At 66.6% G+C, this 19,053-nt stretch carries 9 protein-coding genes, 1 tRNA gene and 1 pseudogene; all 11 read right to left on the bottom strand.

The window, feature by feature from the left end:
• Nucleotides 1-16 precede the first annotated feature (16 nt).
• Nucleotides 17-1,228: an efflux RND transporter periplasmic adaptor subunit gene (locus WQQ_RS04160; protein WP_007183813.1), complete on the bottom strand. Its 1,212-nt coding sequence runs from the start codon at nucleotides 1,226-1,228 to the stop codon at nucleotides 17-19.
• Nucleotides 1,225-2,580, bottom strand: a complete 1,356-nt coding sequence (locus WQQ_RS04155; RefSeq protein WP_007183812.1) for a hypothetical protein — start codon at nucleotides 2,578-2,580, stop codon at nucleotides 1,225-1,227. Before WQQ_RS04155 ends, WQQ_RS04160 begins: the two co-directional genes overlap by 4 nt.
• Before the next feature lie 2 nt (nucleotides 2,581-2,582).
• On the bottom strand, nucleotides 2,583-3,356 hold the full coding sequence (locus WQQ_RS04150) for an alpha/beta fold hydrolase (protein ID WP_007183811.1): 774 nt from the start codon (nucleotides 3,354-3,356) through the stop codon (nucleotides 2,583-2,585).
• Nucleotides 3,356-4,561, bottom strand: coding sequence for a glycosyltransferase (locus WQQ_RS04145; protein WP_007183810.1), 1,206 nt, complete (start codon nucleotides 4,559-4,561; stop codon nucleotides 3,356-3,358). Before WQQ_RS04145 ends, WQQ_RS04150 begins: the two co-directional genes overlap by 1 nt.
• A gap of 11 nt (nucleotides 4,562-4,572) precedes the next feature.
• Nucleotides 4,573-4,857: a hypothetical protein gene (locus WQQ_RS04140; protein ID WP_007183809.1), complete on the bottom strand. Its 285-nt coding sequence runs from the start codon at nucleotides 4,855-4,857 to the stop codon at nucleotides 4,573-4,575.
• A complete protein-coding gene (locus WQQ_RS24595) occupies nucleotides 4,854-7,814 on the bottom strand; it encodes an acyltransferase domain-containing protein (protein WP_192812945.1) in 2,961 nt (986 codons plus the stop codon). The genes WQQ_RS04140 and WQQ_RS24595 overlap by 4 nt, the downstream gene beginning before the upstream one ends.
• A 74-nt stretch (nucleotides 7,815-7,888) precedes the next feature.
• Nucleotides 7,889-7,964: transfer RNA gene (locus WQQ_RS04130), tRNA-Ala, on the bottom strand.
• 142 nt (nucleotides 7,965-8,106) lie between these two features.
• A pseudogene (locus tag WQQ_RS25195) lies at nucleotides 8,107-9,435 on the bottom strand (beta-ketoacyl [acyl carrier protein] synthase domain-containing protein); the annotation flags it as partial.
• A 6-nt stretch (nucleotides 9,436-9,441) separates the two neighbouring features.
• Nucleotides 9,442-16,647: a type I polyketide synthase gene (locus WQQ_RS04120; protein WP_007183807.1), complete on the bottom strand. Its 7,206-nt coding sequence runs from the start codon at nucleotides 16,645-16,647 to the stop codon at nucleotides 9,442-9,444.
• Nucleotides 16,648-16,736: 89 nt separating this feature from the next.
• Complete coding sequence (locus tag WQQ_RS04115) at nucleotides 16,737-17,747, bottom strand: ABC transporter permease (protein WP_007183806.1); 1,011 nt, start codon at nucleotides 17,745-17,747, stop codon at nucleotides 16,737-16,739.
• Nucleotides 17,744-18,622, bottom strand: a complete 879-nt coding sequence (locus WQQ_RS04110) for an ABC transporter ATP-binding protein (protein WP_007183805.1) — start codon at nucleotides 18,620-18,622, stop codon at nucleotides 17,744-17,746. Before WQQ_RS04110 ends, WQQ_RS04115 begins: the two co-directional genes overlap by 4 nt.
• Nucleotides 18,623-19,053: the final 431 nt, after the last annotated feature.

Genomic DNA, 19,053 nt, shown 5'->3' with positions numbered 1-19,053 from the left:
TTCGTTAAATCAGTGCTCAGGTTTTGGAGCCGCGTTCGATGCGGCCGCCGTCGCGCAGCTTCTTCGGCGGTGCGAGCACCACGGTTTCACCGGCTTTTAGCGGGCCCTGGATCGCGCGCACGCTGCCGAGCGTCGCGCCGACGACCACCGGCACCGCGCGAACCTTGTCCTCGGCATCGACCGCGTAGACCAGGCTGGTGCCGTCCTGCTCGACGATGGCCTGCGGATTCACCGCGAGAACGGGCTGCTGGTCGGCCTGTGCCGGCTGCGACAGAAAGCTCACGCGAGCGCTCATGTCGGGCAGCACGGCGGAATCCTGGTCGAGGATGCGAACCTTGGTCGTCACCGTTGCGCTCGCGCGATTGATGGTCGGCACGATCACCGCCACTTCGCCGCGCAGGCGCTTGTCGGGGAACGCGTCGAGCACGATCTCGCAAGGCTGGCCGACGCGAATCTGCGACAGGGATGATTCCGACACCTCCGCTGCCACTTCGAGCGACTTCATGTCCGCCATCATCAGCACCGCGCCCTTGGCGTCGGCGGCCGAAGCGAGCGGCGTGACGATGTCGCCGACGTTGGCCGTGCGCGAAATCACCACGCCGTCGAACGGAGCGCGAATCTGCGTGTACTCGGTGTTGCGGCGGGCGAGCAGTTCGTTGGCGCGGGCTGCGTCGAGGCTGGCCTTGGCGCTCGCGACCGCGGCGTCGGCACGCGCCAGGCGCGAGCTCGCATCCTGCAGGTAGAGCTGCGAAACGAGCTTCTTCTTGAACAGCGCGTTGGCGCGATCGAGGTTGCGCTGGGAGTCGTCGAGTTCGGCCGTGGCCGTGCGCACCGATGCCGCGGCGACGTTGACGTTGGCGTTCGCGGCCAGATGGCTCGCGGCGACATCGCCGCTTTCGAGGCGGGCGAGCAGATCGCCGGCCTTCACCTCGTCGCCTTCGGCGACGCCGATCCACTCGACGCGGCCGGTGCCCTTGGGTGCGACCGAAGCCTTGCGGCTCGCGGACACGTAGCCCGTCGCGTTGAGCAGCACGAACTGCTGCGAAGGCCAGGCGCTGACGACCTGCGTGGTCTGCACCGCCGGGGCCTTGGGCCACAGCAGCGCGGCCGCGAGCAGCAGCGCCAGGCCGCCAAGCATGATTTTTCGCCAGGACAGGCCGGCACGCTTGGCCGGTGCGGCGGGGGCGCTGCGATCGACGCGCAGCTTGCTGAGATCGAGGTCTTTCACTGTGAGCTTGACGCCGTGTTGGCAACCGAAACGGTGGCCTTGTTGGGAGCGGAGAATTCCTGGATGAAGGCTTCGACGAGCGCGTCGAGCTGGCCATCCCGGCTGTAGGCGAGCGGCACCAGGAACGAGGCCGCGATGCGCGGCGGCAGCGTCTCGGTGGCCGGCAGGTTCAGGAACACCAGGTTGAGCTTGCCGACCGCGCCCGGAATGCCGCAGATGGTCGTCGCCCGAAAGCCCGGGAACGAATGCTCGTCGAGTTTCATCGCGCCCATCGAGACGATGCCGCCGCTCGGCACGCTCGGCGTCACCGTGTACAGCGCGGCCTCGGCGGCCTGGCGCATCTTGCGCAGCAGATACCAGATCGGAATCCACAGCAGCGTGCGAATGCCCGGCGTGGCGCGGCAGTCGGCGTAGTCGCGCATCTTCTGGTTGAGCTGCGAGACGAGGCTGCGCGGCGTCGCCTCGGGCGGCACGTCCAGGCGCAGGTAGCCGGTCATGTTGCCGATGCCCATTTCCTGCGTGCGCAGCCCGCGAAAATCGATCGGGATGGTGAAGCCGACGTCGCCGGCCTCGCGTTTGCGCGCCCACTGAGCGAGAAAGACGGCAGCCTTGGTGAGGAGCTGCGAGCTCGGGTTGACGAGGATCGCGCGGCGCCAGACGAAGTCCACCGGCATGCGGCCTTCGGCGGCGGGCGAGAGCACCGGGATGCAGTGCTTCGGCGGCTCCGGTGTCGCCGGCGCAGGCGTGGGCGGCAGCTTGTCCTTGTTGAGTTCCTGCACGTCGAGATCGGTGAGCCGCGAATCCGAGCCCAGCAGTGCTTCGCCGCGTGCGGCGCGGCAGACTTCGAGCATCCAGTGCATGAGCCCGCGGCCATCGATCGCCGCATGCACGCTGCGAAACACGATGCGCGTGCGTCCGTCGGCTCCGGGGACCACGAGAATGTCCGCGACCGGGCCGCCGTCGAGCGGCAACAGGCGCTCCTGCAAGAACGGCGCATTGCGTTCGCTGTTGCCGTCCCAGTTGCTCATCGGCAGCAGGCGCACGCGCGGAGACCGGCCGCTGTCGACCCAGCGGCAGAAGCCGAGGAAGCCGCGCAGGCGCACGCGGATCGCCGGATTGGCTGCGGCCGCGAGATCGACCGCCGCCTGCAGGCGAGCCGGATCGATGTCGCCGATGCCCTCGATGACGCAGTCGACGTGGTAGCGATAGGTCTCGTTGAGCCCGAGCGAAAAGCGTTCGAGCGGAGACAGCGGGCGCACGTAGCGTTTGCCCTTCTTGAGCAAGGGCTGGGCGACCGGCGCGGGTGTGGAGGGCGCGCGCTCGAAGGTGACGGCGGGCAAAGGCTGGTTCATGGTCAGGCCGCGAGGGAAGCGTCGTTGAGAGTCAGGAAGCGGGCCAGCTCCGCACGCAGATCGGCGGGCGCTTCTTCGGGAATGTAGTGGCCGCAATCGAGCGCGCTGAGTTCGGCGTTCGGCAGCAGCGCGTGCAGCCGTTCTCCTGCCGAAAAGCACGGCGACCGGCGGCCGTAGACGAGCAGCACCGGCACTTGCAGCTTGCGCAGCTGCTCGTCGGGTTCCGCATGCATCGCGAGCAGATCGGCGACGAGCGTCGAATCGAACAGCAAGGAAGACAGCCGGCGCAGCTGGCGTTCGCGGCGCCGGCCGCTGAGCTCGCCGTTCGCGCCGAAATGCTCGGCGAGCGCCTCGGGCGTCTTCGCGGTGAGCAGGCTCGGCGCGACATGATCGCAGGCCGGCATCGGCGCATCGACGAGCACCAGCCGGCGCAGGCGATGCGGATGGCGCAGCGCATAACGCAGGGCGATCAGCGCGCCCATGCTGTGGCCGACGAGATCGAAACTGTGGTCGACCCGATGATGCGCGAGCACGCGCGCGAGATCGTCGCTCTGGCTGTCGAGATCGAAGCCGCGAGTCGGCATGCTGCTGCCGCCGTGACCGCGCTGGTCGTAGAGCAGTACACGACGGTCGCTCGCGAGCGGCGTGGCGAAAGCCGAATACCAGGTCGCCATGTTGCCCGCGATGAGCCCGTGCAGCATCACGAGCGGCGTGCCCACGGCACCGCCGAGGGTGAGCGTGGAAAGTTCGGCGCCGTCGACGATCACGTTGTCCATCAGGCGACCTCGCTCAGCGTGGACGTGTGCACGGGCTTGCGCGCGAGTTCGGCGATCAGCTCGGCCGCGCCGCTTGCGCCTGGCGCCTGTGCGAGTGCCTGCTGCAAGCGCCGAGCGCCCTCGCGCAGGCTCGTGTCGCTCAGCAACTGCTCGATGAGCTTGCGTGCGGTCGGCGGCGTGACCTTGCCCTGGCGCATGAACAGGCCGGCGCCCGCGTCGATCACCTGGCGCGCGATCACCGGCTGATCGTCGCGGATCGGCGCGACGATCAGCGGCAGGCCCTGGCTCAGGCTTTCGCACACGGTGTTGTGGCCCGCGTGGCAGATCACGCCGTCGACCTTCGTCAGCAGCTCGGACTGCGGCACGTAATCGCGAACGAGCACGTTCGCGGGCGACAGTGCAGCGAGTGAGGCTGGCGCGACCATCACGGCCTGCACCTGCGGCATTTCGGACAGCGCGGCCATCATCACTTCGAAGAAACGCGTGTCGCGATCGCGGCTCACGGTGCCGAGCGAAATCAGCAGCTTCTGCTTGCCGGCTTCGAGCCAGTGCCACGGAAACTCGACGGCCCGTCGGCCCGCATCGCGCGCCGGGCCGACGAAGCGATAGGGCGCTTCGACGCGGGGATGCGCGTCGCCGACGAGTTCTTCGGCCGAGAACACGATCGCGAGCTCGGGCGAAAAATCGGGGCGTTCGACGATGGCGTTCGCAGGCAGATAACGCTGCTGCAGACCGAGATACTGCTCGGCGACCCAGGCATCGAACACCGGCGACAGCTTGAGGATCGAAGCGGTGGTGGTGATCAGGCTCGCCCAGCGCAGGCCGAGCTTGCGCGCGACGAGTGCACCGCCGAGCATTTGATGATCGACCACGAGCACGTCGGGCTTGAAATCGCGTACCGCGGCTTCGAGTGGAGCGAGCATCGCTTCGGCGAGCGGCAAGGCATAGTCCTCGAAGAACACGCGCACGCTTTCGAGTCCCCGCACCTGCGGCGTGCTGGCCGCAAGGTCGGTGTTGGGCGGCTGCGCCGCTTCAGCGACATCGAGCGGGTAGAGCCGCGCATGAGCCGGCAGCTTGGCTGCGATCTCGCGCGCATGCACGGCCCAGGCGACTTCGTGTCCGCTCGTTTCGAGCGCGTGCGCAACCGCGAGCGCCGGGTTCAGATGGCCGGTCAGCGGAGGCACGGTGAACAGGAAGCGGCTCATGGTTCCAGAACTCAGGCCGCGAGCGTCTGTTCGATGTAATCGGTCAGCACGCCGACCGACAGCCCGATCAACTCGGCGACGCTCTTGCCCGACAGCCAGCCCGCGATGTCGAGGCGATCGCCGTAGTGCGCCTGCAGCTGGTCCGCGATCTTCACGAACTCGATGCTTTCGAGTTCGAGATCGTCGTTGAAGCGCGTTTCGCTCGTGATCTCGAAGTCTGCGATCCAGTCTTCGTTGATGGTGCGGCGAATCGTGGAAACCACGAATTCGAAGGTGTCGGCGTCGGCAGCGCTCATGCAGTCAGGCTTTGAGTAGGAGAGTTGAGGAAAGCAGTGCTGGCGCTCGCATCGACCGCCAAGCTCCAGCCCACGATGGAATCACGCAGCGGATGGGTGACGACCCAATGTCCGTTGACTCGCAGGCAATCGCCTTCGCGCGCTTCGATCACGAAAGCCAGCGGCTGTCCGCCGAGCCCGGTGCCCGCAGCCTTCGCCGCGACTTCCTTGGCGACCCAGCCGCGCGTGTATTCGATGTCCGCGTTGGCGCTCGCATCGGCCAGCAACAGCTGGCATTCGTCGGGCGAAAACGCGAGTTCGACGAAGCCCGCCTCGCGCGGCTCGACGTGTTCGATGTCGATGCCGACCGGCACATCGCCGACGATCGCGGCGGCGAGCGAACCCTTGTGCGCGATCGAGATATGCAGGCCCGCATGCACCGTCGTCGTCACGTTCGGCAATGCGACCGGCGCGCCGGTTTCGAGATTGGCGATGCGCACTTCCTGCGGATAAATCGGCGCGTTCGTGCGCTGCCAAAGCAACAGACGAATCGCATCTTTCGCTGCAACGCGACCGGCCAGCCACTGGCGCTTGCGACGCGGAGACAGGCCGTCGTAGATCGCGCGCTCGGGTTCGGCGAGATAACGGCGCACCAGATAATCGCGCAGGATCGCAGTGTCGTAACGGTCTTCGAACAGGGCGACGTTCGGTGGAACCTGCTGTGAAACCGCATTCACGGAGAGCTTGCGGCTCGCCACCCAGAACGACTTGTCCATGCTGTAGCGACGCGTGCGCCAGCCGTCGATGGCGATGCGCAGCCTGCCGCTCGCATCACGCAACTCGTGGCGAGTGACGCAATTCAGCTCATCGAGTTCGTTGATGCGGATGCGCGCCTCGAGCATTTCGCCCGGTAGCGGATCGGGCGTGTGGAAGCGAATGCGATCGACGCCGATCGGCATCGCGAGGCAGTTTTCTTCCTGCTCCATGACCCAATAGCCGGCGAGCTGGCCCATGTTGTCGAGCAGCGCGCCCTTGCCCGTGGGCACGCGCAGCAGGCCGTCGATGCCGTTGTCGCCGATCGCCTGGAATTCGGCGACGCCCTGATACGCCGGGCCATGAAACATCCAGCCTTCGCTGTACAGCTCGGCAGCCGGAACCGCAGTCGCGCGCGGCTTTTGCAGCGCATTGAAGTGGGCTGCGGGCGCCGCGGGATACTCGGCCGCCACACGCAGACGAGCGCGAAAATAGCCGACGATCTCGGCTTCGATCGTCGTTGCATCGATGCCTTGCAGGCGAATCTCGACGTCGAGCGGCTCGGCGACCGCGAGCCAGCGATAGGCCTGGATCTGCTCGACTTCGATGACCTTGAGTTGCGGCAGCACTTCTTCGGCCGCCTCGCGCACGAGCATCACTTCCATCGTCAGCGGAACCACCGGATGGCGATCGGAAGCCACCGGCCAGCCCGGACGCTGCGGATACAGTTCGTGATCGCGCACGTACGGAACGTTGCGCTCGATATCGAGATGACGCGTGACGCGATGTTCGAGCTGGGCGACATTCACGCCGCCGCTTGGCATTGCGACCGCCTGCGCACTGCGCTGCGCAGGCGAGCGATGCTGCTGCCAGGCCGCGAGCACATCGCGGCCCGCTGCCTCGATGTCGGCGAGCGTCTGCTGCACGAACTGGCCGAGCGCATCGTCGCTGGCGACCGCAACGGGGGCGCGCATCGTCTGCGGCAGCAGGTTCACGGGCAGCGGTTCGGCGACGCGAATCAGCGGAACGCCGAGTGCGAGCTGGATCGTCGTCCTGGTCTTTTCGGTTTTGGCAGCTTCTACTGGCGGCGTCGTATCCGAGAGCAAACGCGTATCGAACTCCGCGCCTTCGACCCACAGCGCAGCGCAAAGCTGCTGCAGGGCGGCAAGCCCGCTGCGATCGTCGCGATTGGCCTGGATCGCCTGATGCGGACGGCCGCTCAGGGTGTCGTCGATGAAGCCGGCGAGCGAGCCGGTGCCCACTTGCACGAAGACTCGGGCGCCATCGTCATAGAGCGATTCGATCAGCGAGCGGAAGCGTACGGGTTCGAGCAGATGCGCGATCGCGAGTTGCTGCTTGTCGGCCATCGCGGCCGGGAACTTCGCGGCGGTGGTCGCGGACCAGACAGCGACCTTGGGCTCGTGCAGCGCCGCGCTTTCGAAGAACTCGCGATACGGCTGCAAATGACTCGCGAACAGCGGCGAGTGAAAGCCCGACACGATCGGCAGGGTCTGCACGAACACGCGCGCCTGCTTGAGCCTGTCGGCAACGATCTCGATCGCCGCACGACGGCCGCAGGCGATGACCTGATGCGGGCAGTTGTCGTGCGAGATCGCAACCTCGTCGAGACCTTGCATCGCATCGCGCAATTGCTGCTCGCTGCAGGATGCGGCCAGGAACAGCACGTCGGGGAAATCGACCGCGTCGACATCGAGCGCCGCGTAAGTCCGGTCGGACAGCGCCTGGTCGAGCATGCCCGAGCAGAGCATCGCGCTCCATTCGCCGACGCTGTGGCCGGCGTAGACATCGGCGTGGATGCCGAGATCGCCAAGGCGCTCGAACAGGTAGCGATTGAAGCCGAGCAGGCCGATCACGAGCTTGACGAGCGAAGCGGCTGGATCGAGCGGCTCGCAGTAACGCGGCAGCGGCAAACCGAAATACGTGGCGATGTCTTCTGCGCGCGGCTGGAACTGGCTATCGACGCCGGGGAACACGAAAGCGAGCTTGCCGCCCGCAGTGAGCAGGCCACGCGGCGAGAACCAGATTTGCTGGCGACCGTTCCAGGGCTTGCCCGAGGCGATGGCCTTGCGCGCGGTTGCGAGCTTGCGATCGTCGGGCTCGACGATCGCAAGCCGGCAGACATCGGCGCGCGGCGTGATGTCGTGCTCGCCGCGTTCGAGGCGCGCGAGCAGGTCTTGCGGTGTCGGCGCGGACAGCAGCAGCACATGCGGCAACTCTGAGGCGTTGACCTGCCTTTCCTCTCTCCCGCTTGCGGGAGAGAGTCCCCGCGTAGCGGGGGTGGTGGAGGTAAACGGGATCGAACCGATGACCTCTTGCATGCCATGCAAGCGCTCTCCCAGCTGAGCTATACCCCCCCGCCTGTAAAGCGCGCTCCCTTTCCGACCAGTCCCTCTCCCGGTCCTTCGGACCACCCTCTCCCACGAGTGGGAGAGGGGATTCAAGAGCGGGCCGTCCGCGCAAGACCAGATGGCCATTGATGCCGCCGAAACCGAACGCATTGACGGCCGCGACGCGCTGTTCACGCGCCTGGTTCCAGGGCTCGGAGCTGCCGATCACGCGAAAGCGCGTCTGCGCGAGTTTCTCGTGCGGCTCTTCGCAATGCAGCGTCGGCGGCAGCACGCCGTGATAGATCGACAGCGCGGTCTTGATCAGGCTCGCCATGCCCGAAGCCGGCATCGCGTGGCCGATCATCGATTTGACCGAGCCGATGACGGGCGTCGTGCCGTGCTCGCGCGGACCGCCGAAGAAGCGGGCCAGCGTTTCGAGTTCGGTGACGTCGCCGGCCGTGGTGCCGGTGCCGTGCGCCTCGACCAGGCCGATGTCCTCGCGCGAAATGCCGGCCTGTCCCCAGGCTTTTTCGAGCGCGAGCAGCTGGCCGGTCGCCGAGGGCGCAACGAGGCTGCTGCTGCGCCCGTCGCTCGACGAGCCGCTGCCTTCGATGACCGCATAGATGCGATCACCGTCGGCGATCGCGTCATCCAGGCGCTTGAGCATGGCGAGGCCGATGCCTTCGCCGATCAGAATGCCGTCCGCGTCCTGCGACAGCGGGCGAATCGTACCGGTGCGAGACAGCGCTCCGAGCTGGCAGAACGTGGCCCAGAACGTGAGGTCGTGCGACAGGTGCACGCCGCCGACGAGCATCGCATCGGTCTCGCGGCGAGCGAGCGAAGCGCAGGCCTGTTCGATGGCGAGCAGCGCACTCGCGCAGGCCGCATCGACCGTATAAGCCGGGCCGCGCAGATCGAGACGATTGGCGAGGCGCGAGGCGACGAAGTTCGGAATCGCGCCCGAAATGACATCGGGCCCGTAATAGCTGAGCTGCTGTTGCAGGCGCTCACGCACGATGGCGAGCGTCGATTCGGGCAGATCCGGAAACAGGTCGGTCAGCGATTGCAGCACCTGCGGCAGCACGCGCACATGCTGCTGCAAACGCAGGCCGCCCGCGGTCACGTAATTGCCGCGCGCGATGATCACGCCGGTGCGCTCGCGTGCGAACGGCCTGCCTTCGTAGCCAGCGTCGCGCAGCACCTCGTAACCGAGTTTGAGCGTCAGCAGCTGATCGGGTTCGATCGCTTCGGCCGCCTTCGGCATCACGCCGAACGGCAGCGGATCGAAGCTCGCATGCTCGTCGACGAAGCCGCCGCGCTTGCAATAGAAGCGATCGAGCGCGCTCGACTCCGGATCGTAGAAGCTCGGGTCCCAACGGCCAGCCGGAACCTCGCCGATCGCATCGACGCCCTCGACGATGTTGCGCCAGAAGCGCTCGAGATTCGGCGCTCCCGGGAACAGGCAGGACAGGCCGATAATGGCGATGGGAGTCGACATGCGGGCTCAGGCCAGCGGCGTTGCGGCGCCGAAGCTTTCGGGCTTGCCGCACATCAGCACGATCTGGCTGTCGCCGCGCGCGATCGACAACTCTCGCAGCAGTGCTTCGACGCCGGCCGCCTGCGGAATCAGGCCAATGCCCTTGCGCGCGTAATCGTTGCGCAGCGCATCGTTGACCATGCCGGTGTCGGCCCAAGGCCCCCAGTTGACCGAAATCACGCGGCCACCGATGCGCGTCTGCCAGTGATGCGCGAGCTTGTCGAGCACGTCGTTGGCCGAGGCGTAATCGACCTGGCCGCGATTGCCGAAGGCGCTCGCGACGCTCGAGAAGAACACCACGAACTTCACGTCGTCGCGAATCAGCCGGTTGAGGATCAGCGCCGAACGCACCTTGGTGTCGAACACGCGGCCGAAGCTCTCGTCGGTCTTGTCGCGCACGAGCTTGTCTTCGACCACGCCGGCACCGTGGATGACGCCGTCGATACGACCATGGCGCGAATACGTCTCGGCGATGAAGCTCGCGAAAGCCTCTTCGTCGCGCACATCGAGCGGCGTGTAGTGCACGGTGCTGCCGGCTTCGCGAACCTGTGCAAAGGTCTCGCGAACTTCGCGCTCGGCCAGCACGCGACGGGCGAGACGCTCGATCTCCGCGGGCTTGCGAGTCGGGTCTGCTTGCAGCAACAGCTGGCGCAGGCGACGCGGATCGGCAACGCCGCGCGTGAGCGCATCTTCGTCGCCCTCGGGCGCTTCGGAGCGGCCCACGAGTTCGAGCCTGCAGCGATAGCGGCGTGCGAGCGCCACCGCGATCAGCGCGGTGATGCCGCGTGCGCCGCCGGTCAGCAACACCACGCTTTCGGGCGTCAGCGGCAGGCCGTCGAGCGAGCCTTCGGTCAACGCCACCGGCACGACTTTGCGCGCATAGCGCTGGCCGTTGAGATACGCGACTTCGGCGAGCGGGTTGCCGGCAAGCAGCTCGGTTTCGAGCGCGTCGAGCAGCGCGTCCTGCGGCTCGCCCGCATGCAGATCGACCCAGTGCGCGCGCAGCTCGGGGAATTCCTTCTCGACCGTCTTGATCATGCCGGCGAAGCCGCCGCCACGATTGAAGTGCGAGCCGCCCGTTCCGCTTTGACCGAAGTCTCCACCGAGCGCGCTCGCCACGAGCAGATGACGCGCCTTGTTGAGCAGGGCTTCGCGTGCGAGTGCGAAGAAATGCTTGACCTCGATGACGAGGCTGTCCGGGTTGAGGCTCCAGAGATGGATCAGGCCGTCGACTTCCGCGAGCCCGCTTTCGGCATGGCTCGCCGAGAACTCGACGATGCGCGTGCTGGCTCCGCGTGCCTGCAGGCGCGCGGCGAGCTTGGGCGCGATGCCGAGCTTGTCGTCGGTGATCAGGAACTGCTTGTTCGCCAGATCGATGTCGCCGGCACGCGCGGGCGGAGCCGGCAGCGGACGCAGCAGATAGCGTTCGAGCGGAATGCCGGCATCCGAGTCGGCCGTCAGCTGGGCGGTCGGTTTCGCCGCCACGGGCGCGGCTTGCGGCCGCGTTGCGGGCACCGCCTGCTGCAGGTGCTCGATCATCGCCCGCAGCGTTTTCTGCGCGGACAGGCGCTCCAGCAGCGCGTCCTTGCCCTGGCTCGCATCCAGTCCGAGACCGCTCGCGAGCTGGCCGACGATTTCGAGGCGCTTGATCGAATCGATCGACAGATCGGCTTCGAGGTCGAGATCCAGGTCGAGCGCTTCGGCCGGGTAGCCGGTGCTCTGGCTGACGATGTCGAGCAGCAGTTCGGCGACCGGGCGCGGGGCCGCGACGGTGGCGGGTGCGGGTGTTGCACTGGCTGCGGTTGCGATGGTCTTCGGCAGGCTCGAAGAGAGGAAATCGAGCACCGCGCGCAGCGTCTTCTTGGCGGCGAGCTGTTCGATGAGCGCGTCGGCATTGGCACCGAAGGCTTCGCGCAGCGCGAGCTTCTGCGCGAGATCGCTGATCACTTCGAGGCGCTTGATCGAATCGATCGACAGATCGGCTTCGAGGTCCAGATCGAGATCGAGCATTTCGGATGGATAACCCGTGCGCTCGGAGACGATGCCGAGCAGCACGCTGTTCGCATTCGCGACCGTGGGTTCGGCCTGCAATGGGGCGGAAAGCGCTTGCGCGGCCGGAGCGACGGCGATGGGAGCCGATGCTTTCATCTGTGCGGACGGCGCGATCGTGATCGTCGCAGCCGCACGCGGTGCTGCAGCCGGCGCACCGAAGTAGCCGAGCAGCACGTCGCGCTGCGCGTTCACGAGATCGCGCATGTTGTGCAGATAACTCACGATCGCCTGATCGCCGGCGGCGAGCGTCGTCTGCGCAGGTGCTGCGGCGATGCTGGTGACGGCATTCGCCGTGACGACCGGTTGGAGCACGACCGCCGCCGCATGCGCGGGCGCCTTGCCGCGCAGCGGAAACGCGCGCCCGCCGTTGACGAGCCAGGTGGTTGCACCGAGCTTGCGCGGCTGCGTGAGGTCGAGCGTGCGGGCGCGATCGGCGAACAGCGTGCTCGCGTCGAAGCTGTTGCCGCGCACGGCGAGCTGGGCGACCACTTCGAGCAGGCCGGCGAGGCCGCGCTCTTCGGGATCGAGCGCGATGGCCGTGTGCGTCTGATCCTTGAGGATGCGATTGACCAGGCCCGTGAGCACGCGCTTGGGGCCGATTTCGACGAACACACGCGCGCCATCCGCGTAGAGGCGCTCGACTTCGGAGACGAAGCGCACCGGGCTGACGATGTGGCGCGCGAGGCTGTCGCGGATCGCGGCCGCGTCGTCGAGATGCGGCTCGGCGCTGATGTTCGAGTACACCGGCCAGCGCAGCGGCAGCACGGCTTCGTTCGCGAGCGTGGCCGCATAACGACGCTCGGCAGCCGCCATCAGCGGTGAGTGGAAGGCGCAATCGGTGTCGATGAGCTTGTAGCCCACCGCGTGCTGCTTGAGCAGCTCGCAGGCGGCGTTGACGTCTGCCGTCGGGCCCGAGATCACGGTCTGCACCGGGCTGTTCTGGTTCGCCATCACCACGCCCGGGAAGCCCGTCAGCAGCGGACGCAACGAGTCGACATCGAGGCGCACCGCGGCCATCGCGCCGCTGTCCTCGCCGACCGAGGCGAGAATCGCTTCGGCGCGCGAGCGCGAGAGCTTCACCAGGGTTTGCGCGTCGAAAGCGCCGGCCGCCGCGAGCGCCGCGAGTTCGCCGTAGCTGTGGCCCGCCGCCATGTCGGGCTGCAGGCCGAGGCTGTGCAGCCATTGAAAGCCCGCGAGCTCGACCAGGCCGAGCGCCGGCTGGGTCATGCGCGTGTCGGTCAGGCGCTGCTGCTGCGCCGAGCGCGTCGCGTCGTCGTAGGCGGTGGACGGATAGATGACCGGCAGCAGGTCCGGCGCGAGCGCGAGCAGTTCGCGCAGCGCGGGGAAGTAGACGAACAGCTCGCGCAGCATGCCCGGATACTGGCTGCCCTGGCCCGAGAACAGAAAGGCGATGCGCTGTGTTGCAGGAGCGTCGTCGCGCTTGTGCAGTCCGCCCGCCGGGTTCTGCTGCACCGCATGGGCGAGCTTGGCCGAGAGCTCTTCGCGGGTGCTGGCGACGAACGCGAGTTGCACGACACCCGAACCGTTCGCCCAAACCGTCGCGGCAAGATCGCGCAGTGCAAGCGGCGCATCCGATGCGGCGAGATAGTCGGCGAGTTCGCGAACACGCGGTGCGATCGCCGCCGCGCTATCGCCACGAAACGCGAACAGCTCGGCGGGCCAGTGCAGCGAGCCCTGGGTGTTCCGATGCGCCGGATAGCCCGAAAGCACCGCGTGGAAATTGGTGCCGCCGAAACCGAAGGCGCTCACCGCCGCGCGCTTCGCGCCGCTGTGCGCAAGCCAGGGCTGCGGCGTGCGATTGAGCGCGAACGGGCTCGTCGCGGCGCGATGCCAGGCGTTCGGCTGCGTGATGAGCCCGGTCGGCGGCAAAACGCCGTGATGCAGGGCCTTGGCCACCTTGATGAAGCCCGCGATGCCGGCCGCGCACTTGGTGTGGCCGATCTGGCTCTTCACCGAGCCGAGCGCGGCCTGCTGCGGCAATGCGCCGTAGGCGCTGAACACTTCGGTCAGCGTGCGCAGCTCGGTGCGATCGCCGACGACGGTGCCGGTGCCGTGCGCTTCGACGAGCCCGATTTCGGACGGCAGCACGCCGGCTTGCCAGTAGCAGCGATCGAGCGCGCGCTTCTGGCCTTCCTTGCGCGGTGCGGTCAGGCCCAGCGCCTTGCCGTCGCTGGATCCGGCGATGCCGTCGATGACCGCGTAGATGCGATCGCCATCGGCCTGTGCATCGTCGAGCCGCTTGAGCACGACGATGCCGACGCCTTCGCCCAGCGCGATGCCGTCCGCGTTGTCGTCGAACGACCGGCAGCGTCCACTCGACGACAGCGCGCCGACCGACGAAAACATCAGAAAGTCGGTGATGCCGTTGTGAAAGTCGGCGCCGCCCGCGAGCACCATTTCGCTGCTGCCCGAGCGCAGCTCCTTCACCGCGAGTTCGATGGCGGTCAGCGAGCTTGCGCAGGCCGAGTCGACCGAATAATTCACGCCGCCGAGCCCGAGGCGATTGGCGATGCGCCCCGAGATCACGTTGACGAGCACGCCCGGGAACGAATCTTCGGTCAGCGTCGGCAAAGCTTGCGCGAGTTCGGGCGGCAGGTCGCCGCAATACTGCTGGTAGAGATTGCGGAAGTTGTATTGCGCGGCCAGGTCCATGCCGCCTTCGGCGCCGAAGATCACCGAAGTGCGCTCGCGATCGAACCAGCGTCCGCCGGCCGACTGCGAGTAACCGGCGTCGCGCAAGGCCTGGTTCGCCACTTCGAGCGAGAGCAGCTGCACGGGCTCGATCGCCGCGAGCGACTGCGGCGGAATGCCGTACTGCAAGGGATCGAACGGCGTGTCGTCGAGAAAGCCGCCCCATTTGCTCACGCTCTGGTCGGGGCCGGCATCGGCACCGCGATAGTAACGCTCGGCGTTCCAGCGTTCGGCCGGCACCTCGCGCACGAGGTCGCGACCTTCGAGGATGTGACTCCAGTACGCTTCGAGATCGGGCGAGCCCGGATACAGGCAGGCCATGCCGACGACCGCGATCGGGGCTTCGCGCGCGGGCAGGCGCAAGGTCGGCAGATCGAGCGCCTGCAGATAATCGCGGGCTCCGCGCGAGGCGCGCTCATGCAGGGCCGCGATCGAAATCACCTCGTGCCGCAGCGCGATGATCTGGCCGATCATGTACATGCCTTCGGCACGCTGGCGTTGCAGGTCGACTTCGCCGAGTTTGCCGTTGCCCTGCTTGTCGTAGACGTAGTCGAGGCCTTTGGTTGCGATGCGCAGGCGGCCGACGGTCAGCGATTCGAGATCCTTCCAGGCGTCCTTGGTATCGACGCCGGCGGCTTGCAGCTCGCGCTTGCGTCGATCGAACAGGTCGACGAAGCCCGACCGCAGGCAGCGGATCGCATGGCCCGGCGCGGTTTCGACGAGCACGGTGGAATCGCCTTGCAGCGACTGGCGCTGGAAGTCTTCGAGCACCGCGCCGGCTTCGACCGCCTCATGCGTCGCGATATAGGCGGTGCCCATCAGCACGCCGATCTTCGCTCCGCGTGCCGCGAGCGGAGCCGCGAGCGCCGCGACCATCGCACTCGAGCGCTCGTCGTGGATGCCGCCTGCGAACAGCACGTGCAGGTCTTCGGCGTGTTCGACTTGCGCGAGGCGCGCGAGCGCCTGTTCCCACAATACGAAGCTGTAGCGCGGGCCGACGTGGCCGCCGCATTCGCGGCCTTCGAACACGAAATGCGTGGCACCGTCCTTCAGGAACAGATCGAGCAGGCCGGGCGAGGGCACGTGCAGATAAGTGGGAATGCCGGCTTCGATGAACGGACGCGCCTGCGACGGGCGGCCGCCCGCGAGCAGCAGCACGCTCGGCTTGATCTCGCGGATCAGCGCGAGTTGCGGATCGAGAATCTCGGGAGAGGCGAAGCCCAGCACACCGACGCCCCAGGGCTTGTCGCCGATCTGGTCGCGCGTGTTCTCGAGCAGCGTACGCGAGGCGCTCGCGTTCATGAGCGAGAGCGCGAGGAACGGCAGGCCGCCGTCTTCGGCGACCGCGACCGCGAATTCGGCGGTATCGCTGACGCGCGTCATCGGCCCCTGCGCGATCGGATAGCGGGTGCCGTGCGATCGCGCCCAGGCCGCGTTTTCGTCGAGCGGACGCAGCTCGCGCGCCTGATGCAGCTGGCCGTCGACGCGCAGGCGCAGTGTCTGCACGAGCGCTTCGAGATTCGCGCATTCGGACATCAGTACCTTGCAGAGCGCCGCATCCTGGCCGAGCGGCAACAGCGTGCGAGCCTGCAAGGCCGCACGAACCGTGTCGGCCGACAGCGCGTCGAGCGCCGCGATTTCGGCCGGTGTACGCGCATGGACCTGGTAGCCGCCGCCGACACGCGCCTCGCTGCCATCCATCGCGAGCACCTGCTGCTTGATCGCCTCGTCGAGACCGCTTTCCGGATAGGCGCTGAGCTGCGCGTCGAGCACGACGCCGAAAGCGCCGCCCGCGAAAGCGCTGGCCGCCGTGTGCAAGCCGATGCCGCCCTGGCACCACACCGGAATGCGCCCGGCCGTGAGTTCGACCAGGCGCTGCAGCAGCACGAAGCTGCTTTCGTCACCGACGCGGCCACCGCTTTCCTGGCCCTTCGCGATCAGTCCGGAAGCGCCGAAGGCGATTGCGCGCTGGGCCTCGACGACCGACACCACCTGTGCGATCCATGCGGCCTTGCGCCAGCTCGTCGGCAGGGCGCTGCCGTCGCCGTCGACGATGATGAACTCGACGCTGGCCGGCAGCGTGAGATCGGTGGGCACCTCGACGTGATCGGCCAGGCGAAGGCCGATGGAGGGCTCGCGCTGGATGCTCGCGAACAGCTCGGACCAGCGGGCCGGATCGCGTCCGAGATCGAGCGCCGTTGCGACCGTCAGCTTCCTGAGCGCTTTGGCGAGGCCGAAATCCGCTCGTTCGATCGGGGTGATCGCGAGCAGGCGAAAGCGCTGGGCCTGCTGTTCGAAGCAGGAGCCGCCGACGGACCGCGAAGTCTGGCGGGCGCGGGGCCGTGCCCGTGCTTCCGCGCGCGTGCGCGGAAGCACGGGATCGTTCGATTGAATCGTCGATGAGTCCATGGCCTTCCCTGTGAAGCGATAGATGCAACGTATGCAGTTTGAAAGCAGCGCGGGCAGCGGATCGCGCGTGCGCGCTCCGGTTCGTCGCTTCAGTCCTGGGTCCAACGGAAGCCGGCGGCTCCGATCAGCACGAACAGCGCCGTCATGCCGGCCATCGCAACGAGCGAGCCACTGACGTCCGCGAGCCCGGCTCCATCGATCATGATCGCGCGAGCGGCACCGAGCAGATGCGTGAGCGGCAACAGTTCGGATGCGGATCGAACCCAGGCGGGCGCGCCGTCGAGCGAGAAGAACACGCCCGAGAGCAGGACCATCGGCCAGGACATCAGCGTCATGATGCCGCCGGAGATCTCTTCGCTCGCGAGGCGCGCCGAAACCAGCAGGCCCATCGAGATCATCGACATCGCGCCGAAGGCGGTAACGATGAGCAGATCGAGATAGTGGCCCTCCATGCGCAGGTGCAGCACCGGCTTGCAGATCGCGTAGATCAGCGAAGACAGGCCGACGGTGAGGATCAGGCAGGCGATCAGCTGGGCGCTGACGAATTCGACCGCGGTGATCGGCGTTCCGCGCAGGCGCTTGAGATATCCGGACTTGCGATAGCGCACCACCACATGGCCGATCGCGAACAGGCAGGTGAACATGATGTTCACGCCGAGCAGGCCCGGAACCAGCCAGTCCGCATAGCGCAGCGGCTCGCCTTCGGCGCGTTGCGCGATGGCGGCTGCATCGCTTGCGTGCAGCAGGCGTTCGAGCACCAGGCTTTTGTTCGACTGCGGATTGACCCAGTAGCGAGCGGGCTGCGAACGAGGATCGAACAGCAGGTCGATGCGATGGCGCTGCAGCTTGAGCACGGCCTGCGCTTCGTCGCTTTCGCTGTGGAAATTCACCGCCTCGGTCGCGAAGAAAGCATGCGTCTGCTGCGTGAGCGGCTGTGTGCCGAGCACTCCGACTTCGAACATCGGCTGCTGGCCGCGCGACATCAGAATGGCCACGCCGATGACGAGCACCGGCGCGAGCACGAAATTCCACACCAGTGCGGTGCGATCACGCGCGACTTCGAGCAGGCGGACGCGAACCAGGGCGAGCAGGCGATTCATGCGCGCAGCTCCGCACCGGTGAGACGCAGGAACAGGTCTTCGAGCGTGCGCGGCCGGATCTTGAGCTGGGCGAGCGGAAAGCCCGCCGAGAGCAATTGTCCGAGCGTGCGATTGACGTCGGAGCTCACGATCTCCACGCAATCCTGCTTGCGCACGAGCGGCAGTTCGAGATTGCGGCCTTCGATGGCGTCGAGCGGCAGTTCGAGCACGCTGTCGCTGAAGTGTTCGTCGAGCAGCTTCTTGGCGGTTCCGCGCGCGATGATCTTGCCGTGATCCATGATCGCGATATCGTCGCTGAGCAGGTAGGCCTCTTCCATGTAGTGCGTCGTCAGCAGCACCGTCGTGCCGCGCTGCTTGATGCCGACCACCAGATCCCAGAAGTTGCGCCGTGCCTGCGGATCGAGGCCGGTGGTGGGCTCGTCGAGGAAGACGATTTCGGGTTCGTTGATGAGGGCGATCGCCAAAAGCAATCGCTGGCGCTGGCCACCCGAAAGCTTGCGGTGATCGCGATCGAGATAGTCCTCCAGATGGCAGCCGTGGATCAGTTCGTCGATCGCGGCCCTGCGCTTATATAAGGAAGAGAAGAACTGCAGGTTCTCGCGGACGGTCAGGAAGTCCTGCAGTGCGGTGGCCTGGAACTGGATGCCGACGCGCTCGCGGTAGTGCGAATCGAGCGGCTTGCCGCGAAAGCGCACGCTGCCCGAGGTGGGCTCGACGAGGCCTTCGAGGATCTCGATCGTGGTGCTTTTGCCTGCGCCGTTCGGGCCGAGCAGGCCCAGGCACATGCCTTCTTCGAGGTCCAGGCTCAGGCCGTCGACCGCGGTGACCCGCGGGTAACGTTTGACGATTCGGTCTGCTGACAGGATTGCGGGCATGGAAGGGCCATCTCGCCCTTTTTTGGGGCAAATTTAGATCAAAAAAGAGTCACTTTTATTAAGAAAGCGCGATTGAGCGCTCCGAAATAAAAACTTAATCTGGACGGTTTCTACGGAGAGAGCCCATCCTCGGAAGATATCGGGTCGGATATCCGGTAAAGAAAGGGAAAACTGCAGTTGCCCCTTCCCGCTCGAGTGTCGTCCTGTCCATGGAGTACGAGCTGCCCGGTAGCAAAAAACCTTCCTTCGATGCCCCGCTGGAGGCCCAGAAAGCTGTAAAAACTGTAGCGGAAATGAATGGTTTTCAGATACCGCAAATTTCCTACGCGGTTTGGGGATGCGGATTACATGCCGCCGATCGAAAGGTCGAAAACCGAGGGCGATAGACGCCTCTTCCGGCGCGATGAGCGGTTCGGGAATAAGCAAATCAC

The organism is Hydrocarboniphaga effusa AP103 (assembly GCF_000271305.1).
Lineage (GTDB): Bacteria > Pseudomonadota > Gammaproteobacteria > Nevskiales > Nevskiaceae > Hydrocarboniphaga > Hydrocarboniphaga effusa.
This window is presented reverse-complemented; position numbering and strand designations above follow the sequence as displayed.

Bases quoted from the DNA above. Each gene is read 5' to 3' on its own strand.
- WQQ_RS04155 (WP_007183812.1), bottom strand. From the start codon at position 2,580: ATGAACCAGCCTTTGCCCGCCGTCACCTTCGAGCGCGCGCCCTCCACA.
- WQQ_RS04145 (WP_007183810.1), bottom strand. From the start codon at position 4,561: ATGAGCCGCTTCCTGTTCACCGTGCCTCCGCTGACCGGCCATCTGAAC.
- WQQ_RS04150 (WP_007183811.1), bottom strand. From the start codon at position 3,356: ATGGACAACGTGATCGTCGACGGCGCCGAACTTTCCACGCTCACCCTC.
- WQQ_RS04110 (WP_007183805.1), bottom strand. From the start codon at position 18,622: ATGCCCGCAATCCTGTCAGCAGACCGAATCGTCAAACGTTACCCGCGG.
- WQQ_RS04115 (WP_007183806.1), bottom strand. From the start codon at position 17,747: ATGAATCGCCTGCTCGCCCTGGTTCGCGTCCGCCTGCTCGAAGTCGCG.
- WQQ_RS04140 (WP_007183809.1), bottom strand. From the start codon at position 4,857: ATGAGCGCTGCCGACGCCGACACCTTCGAATTCGTGGTTTCCACGATT.
- WQQ_RS04120 (WP_007183807.1), bottom strand. From the start codon at position 16,647: ATGGACTCATCGACGATTCAATCGAACGATCCCGTGCTTCCGCGCACG.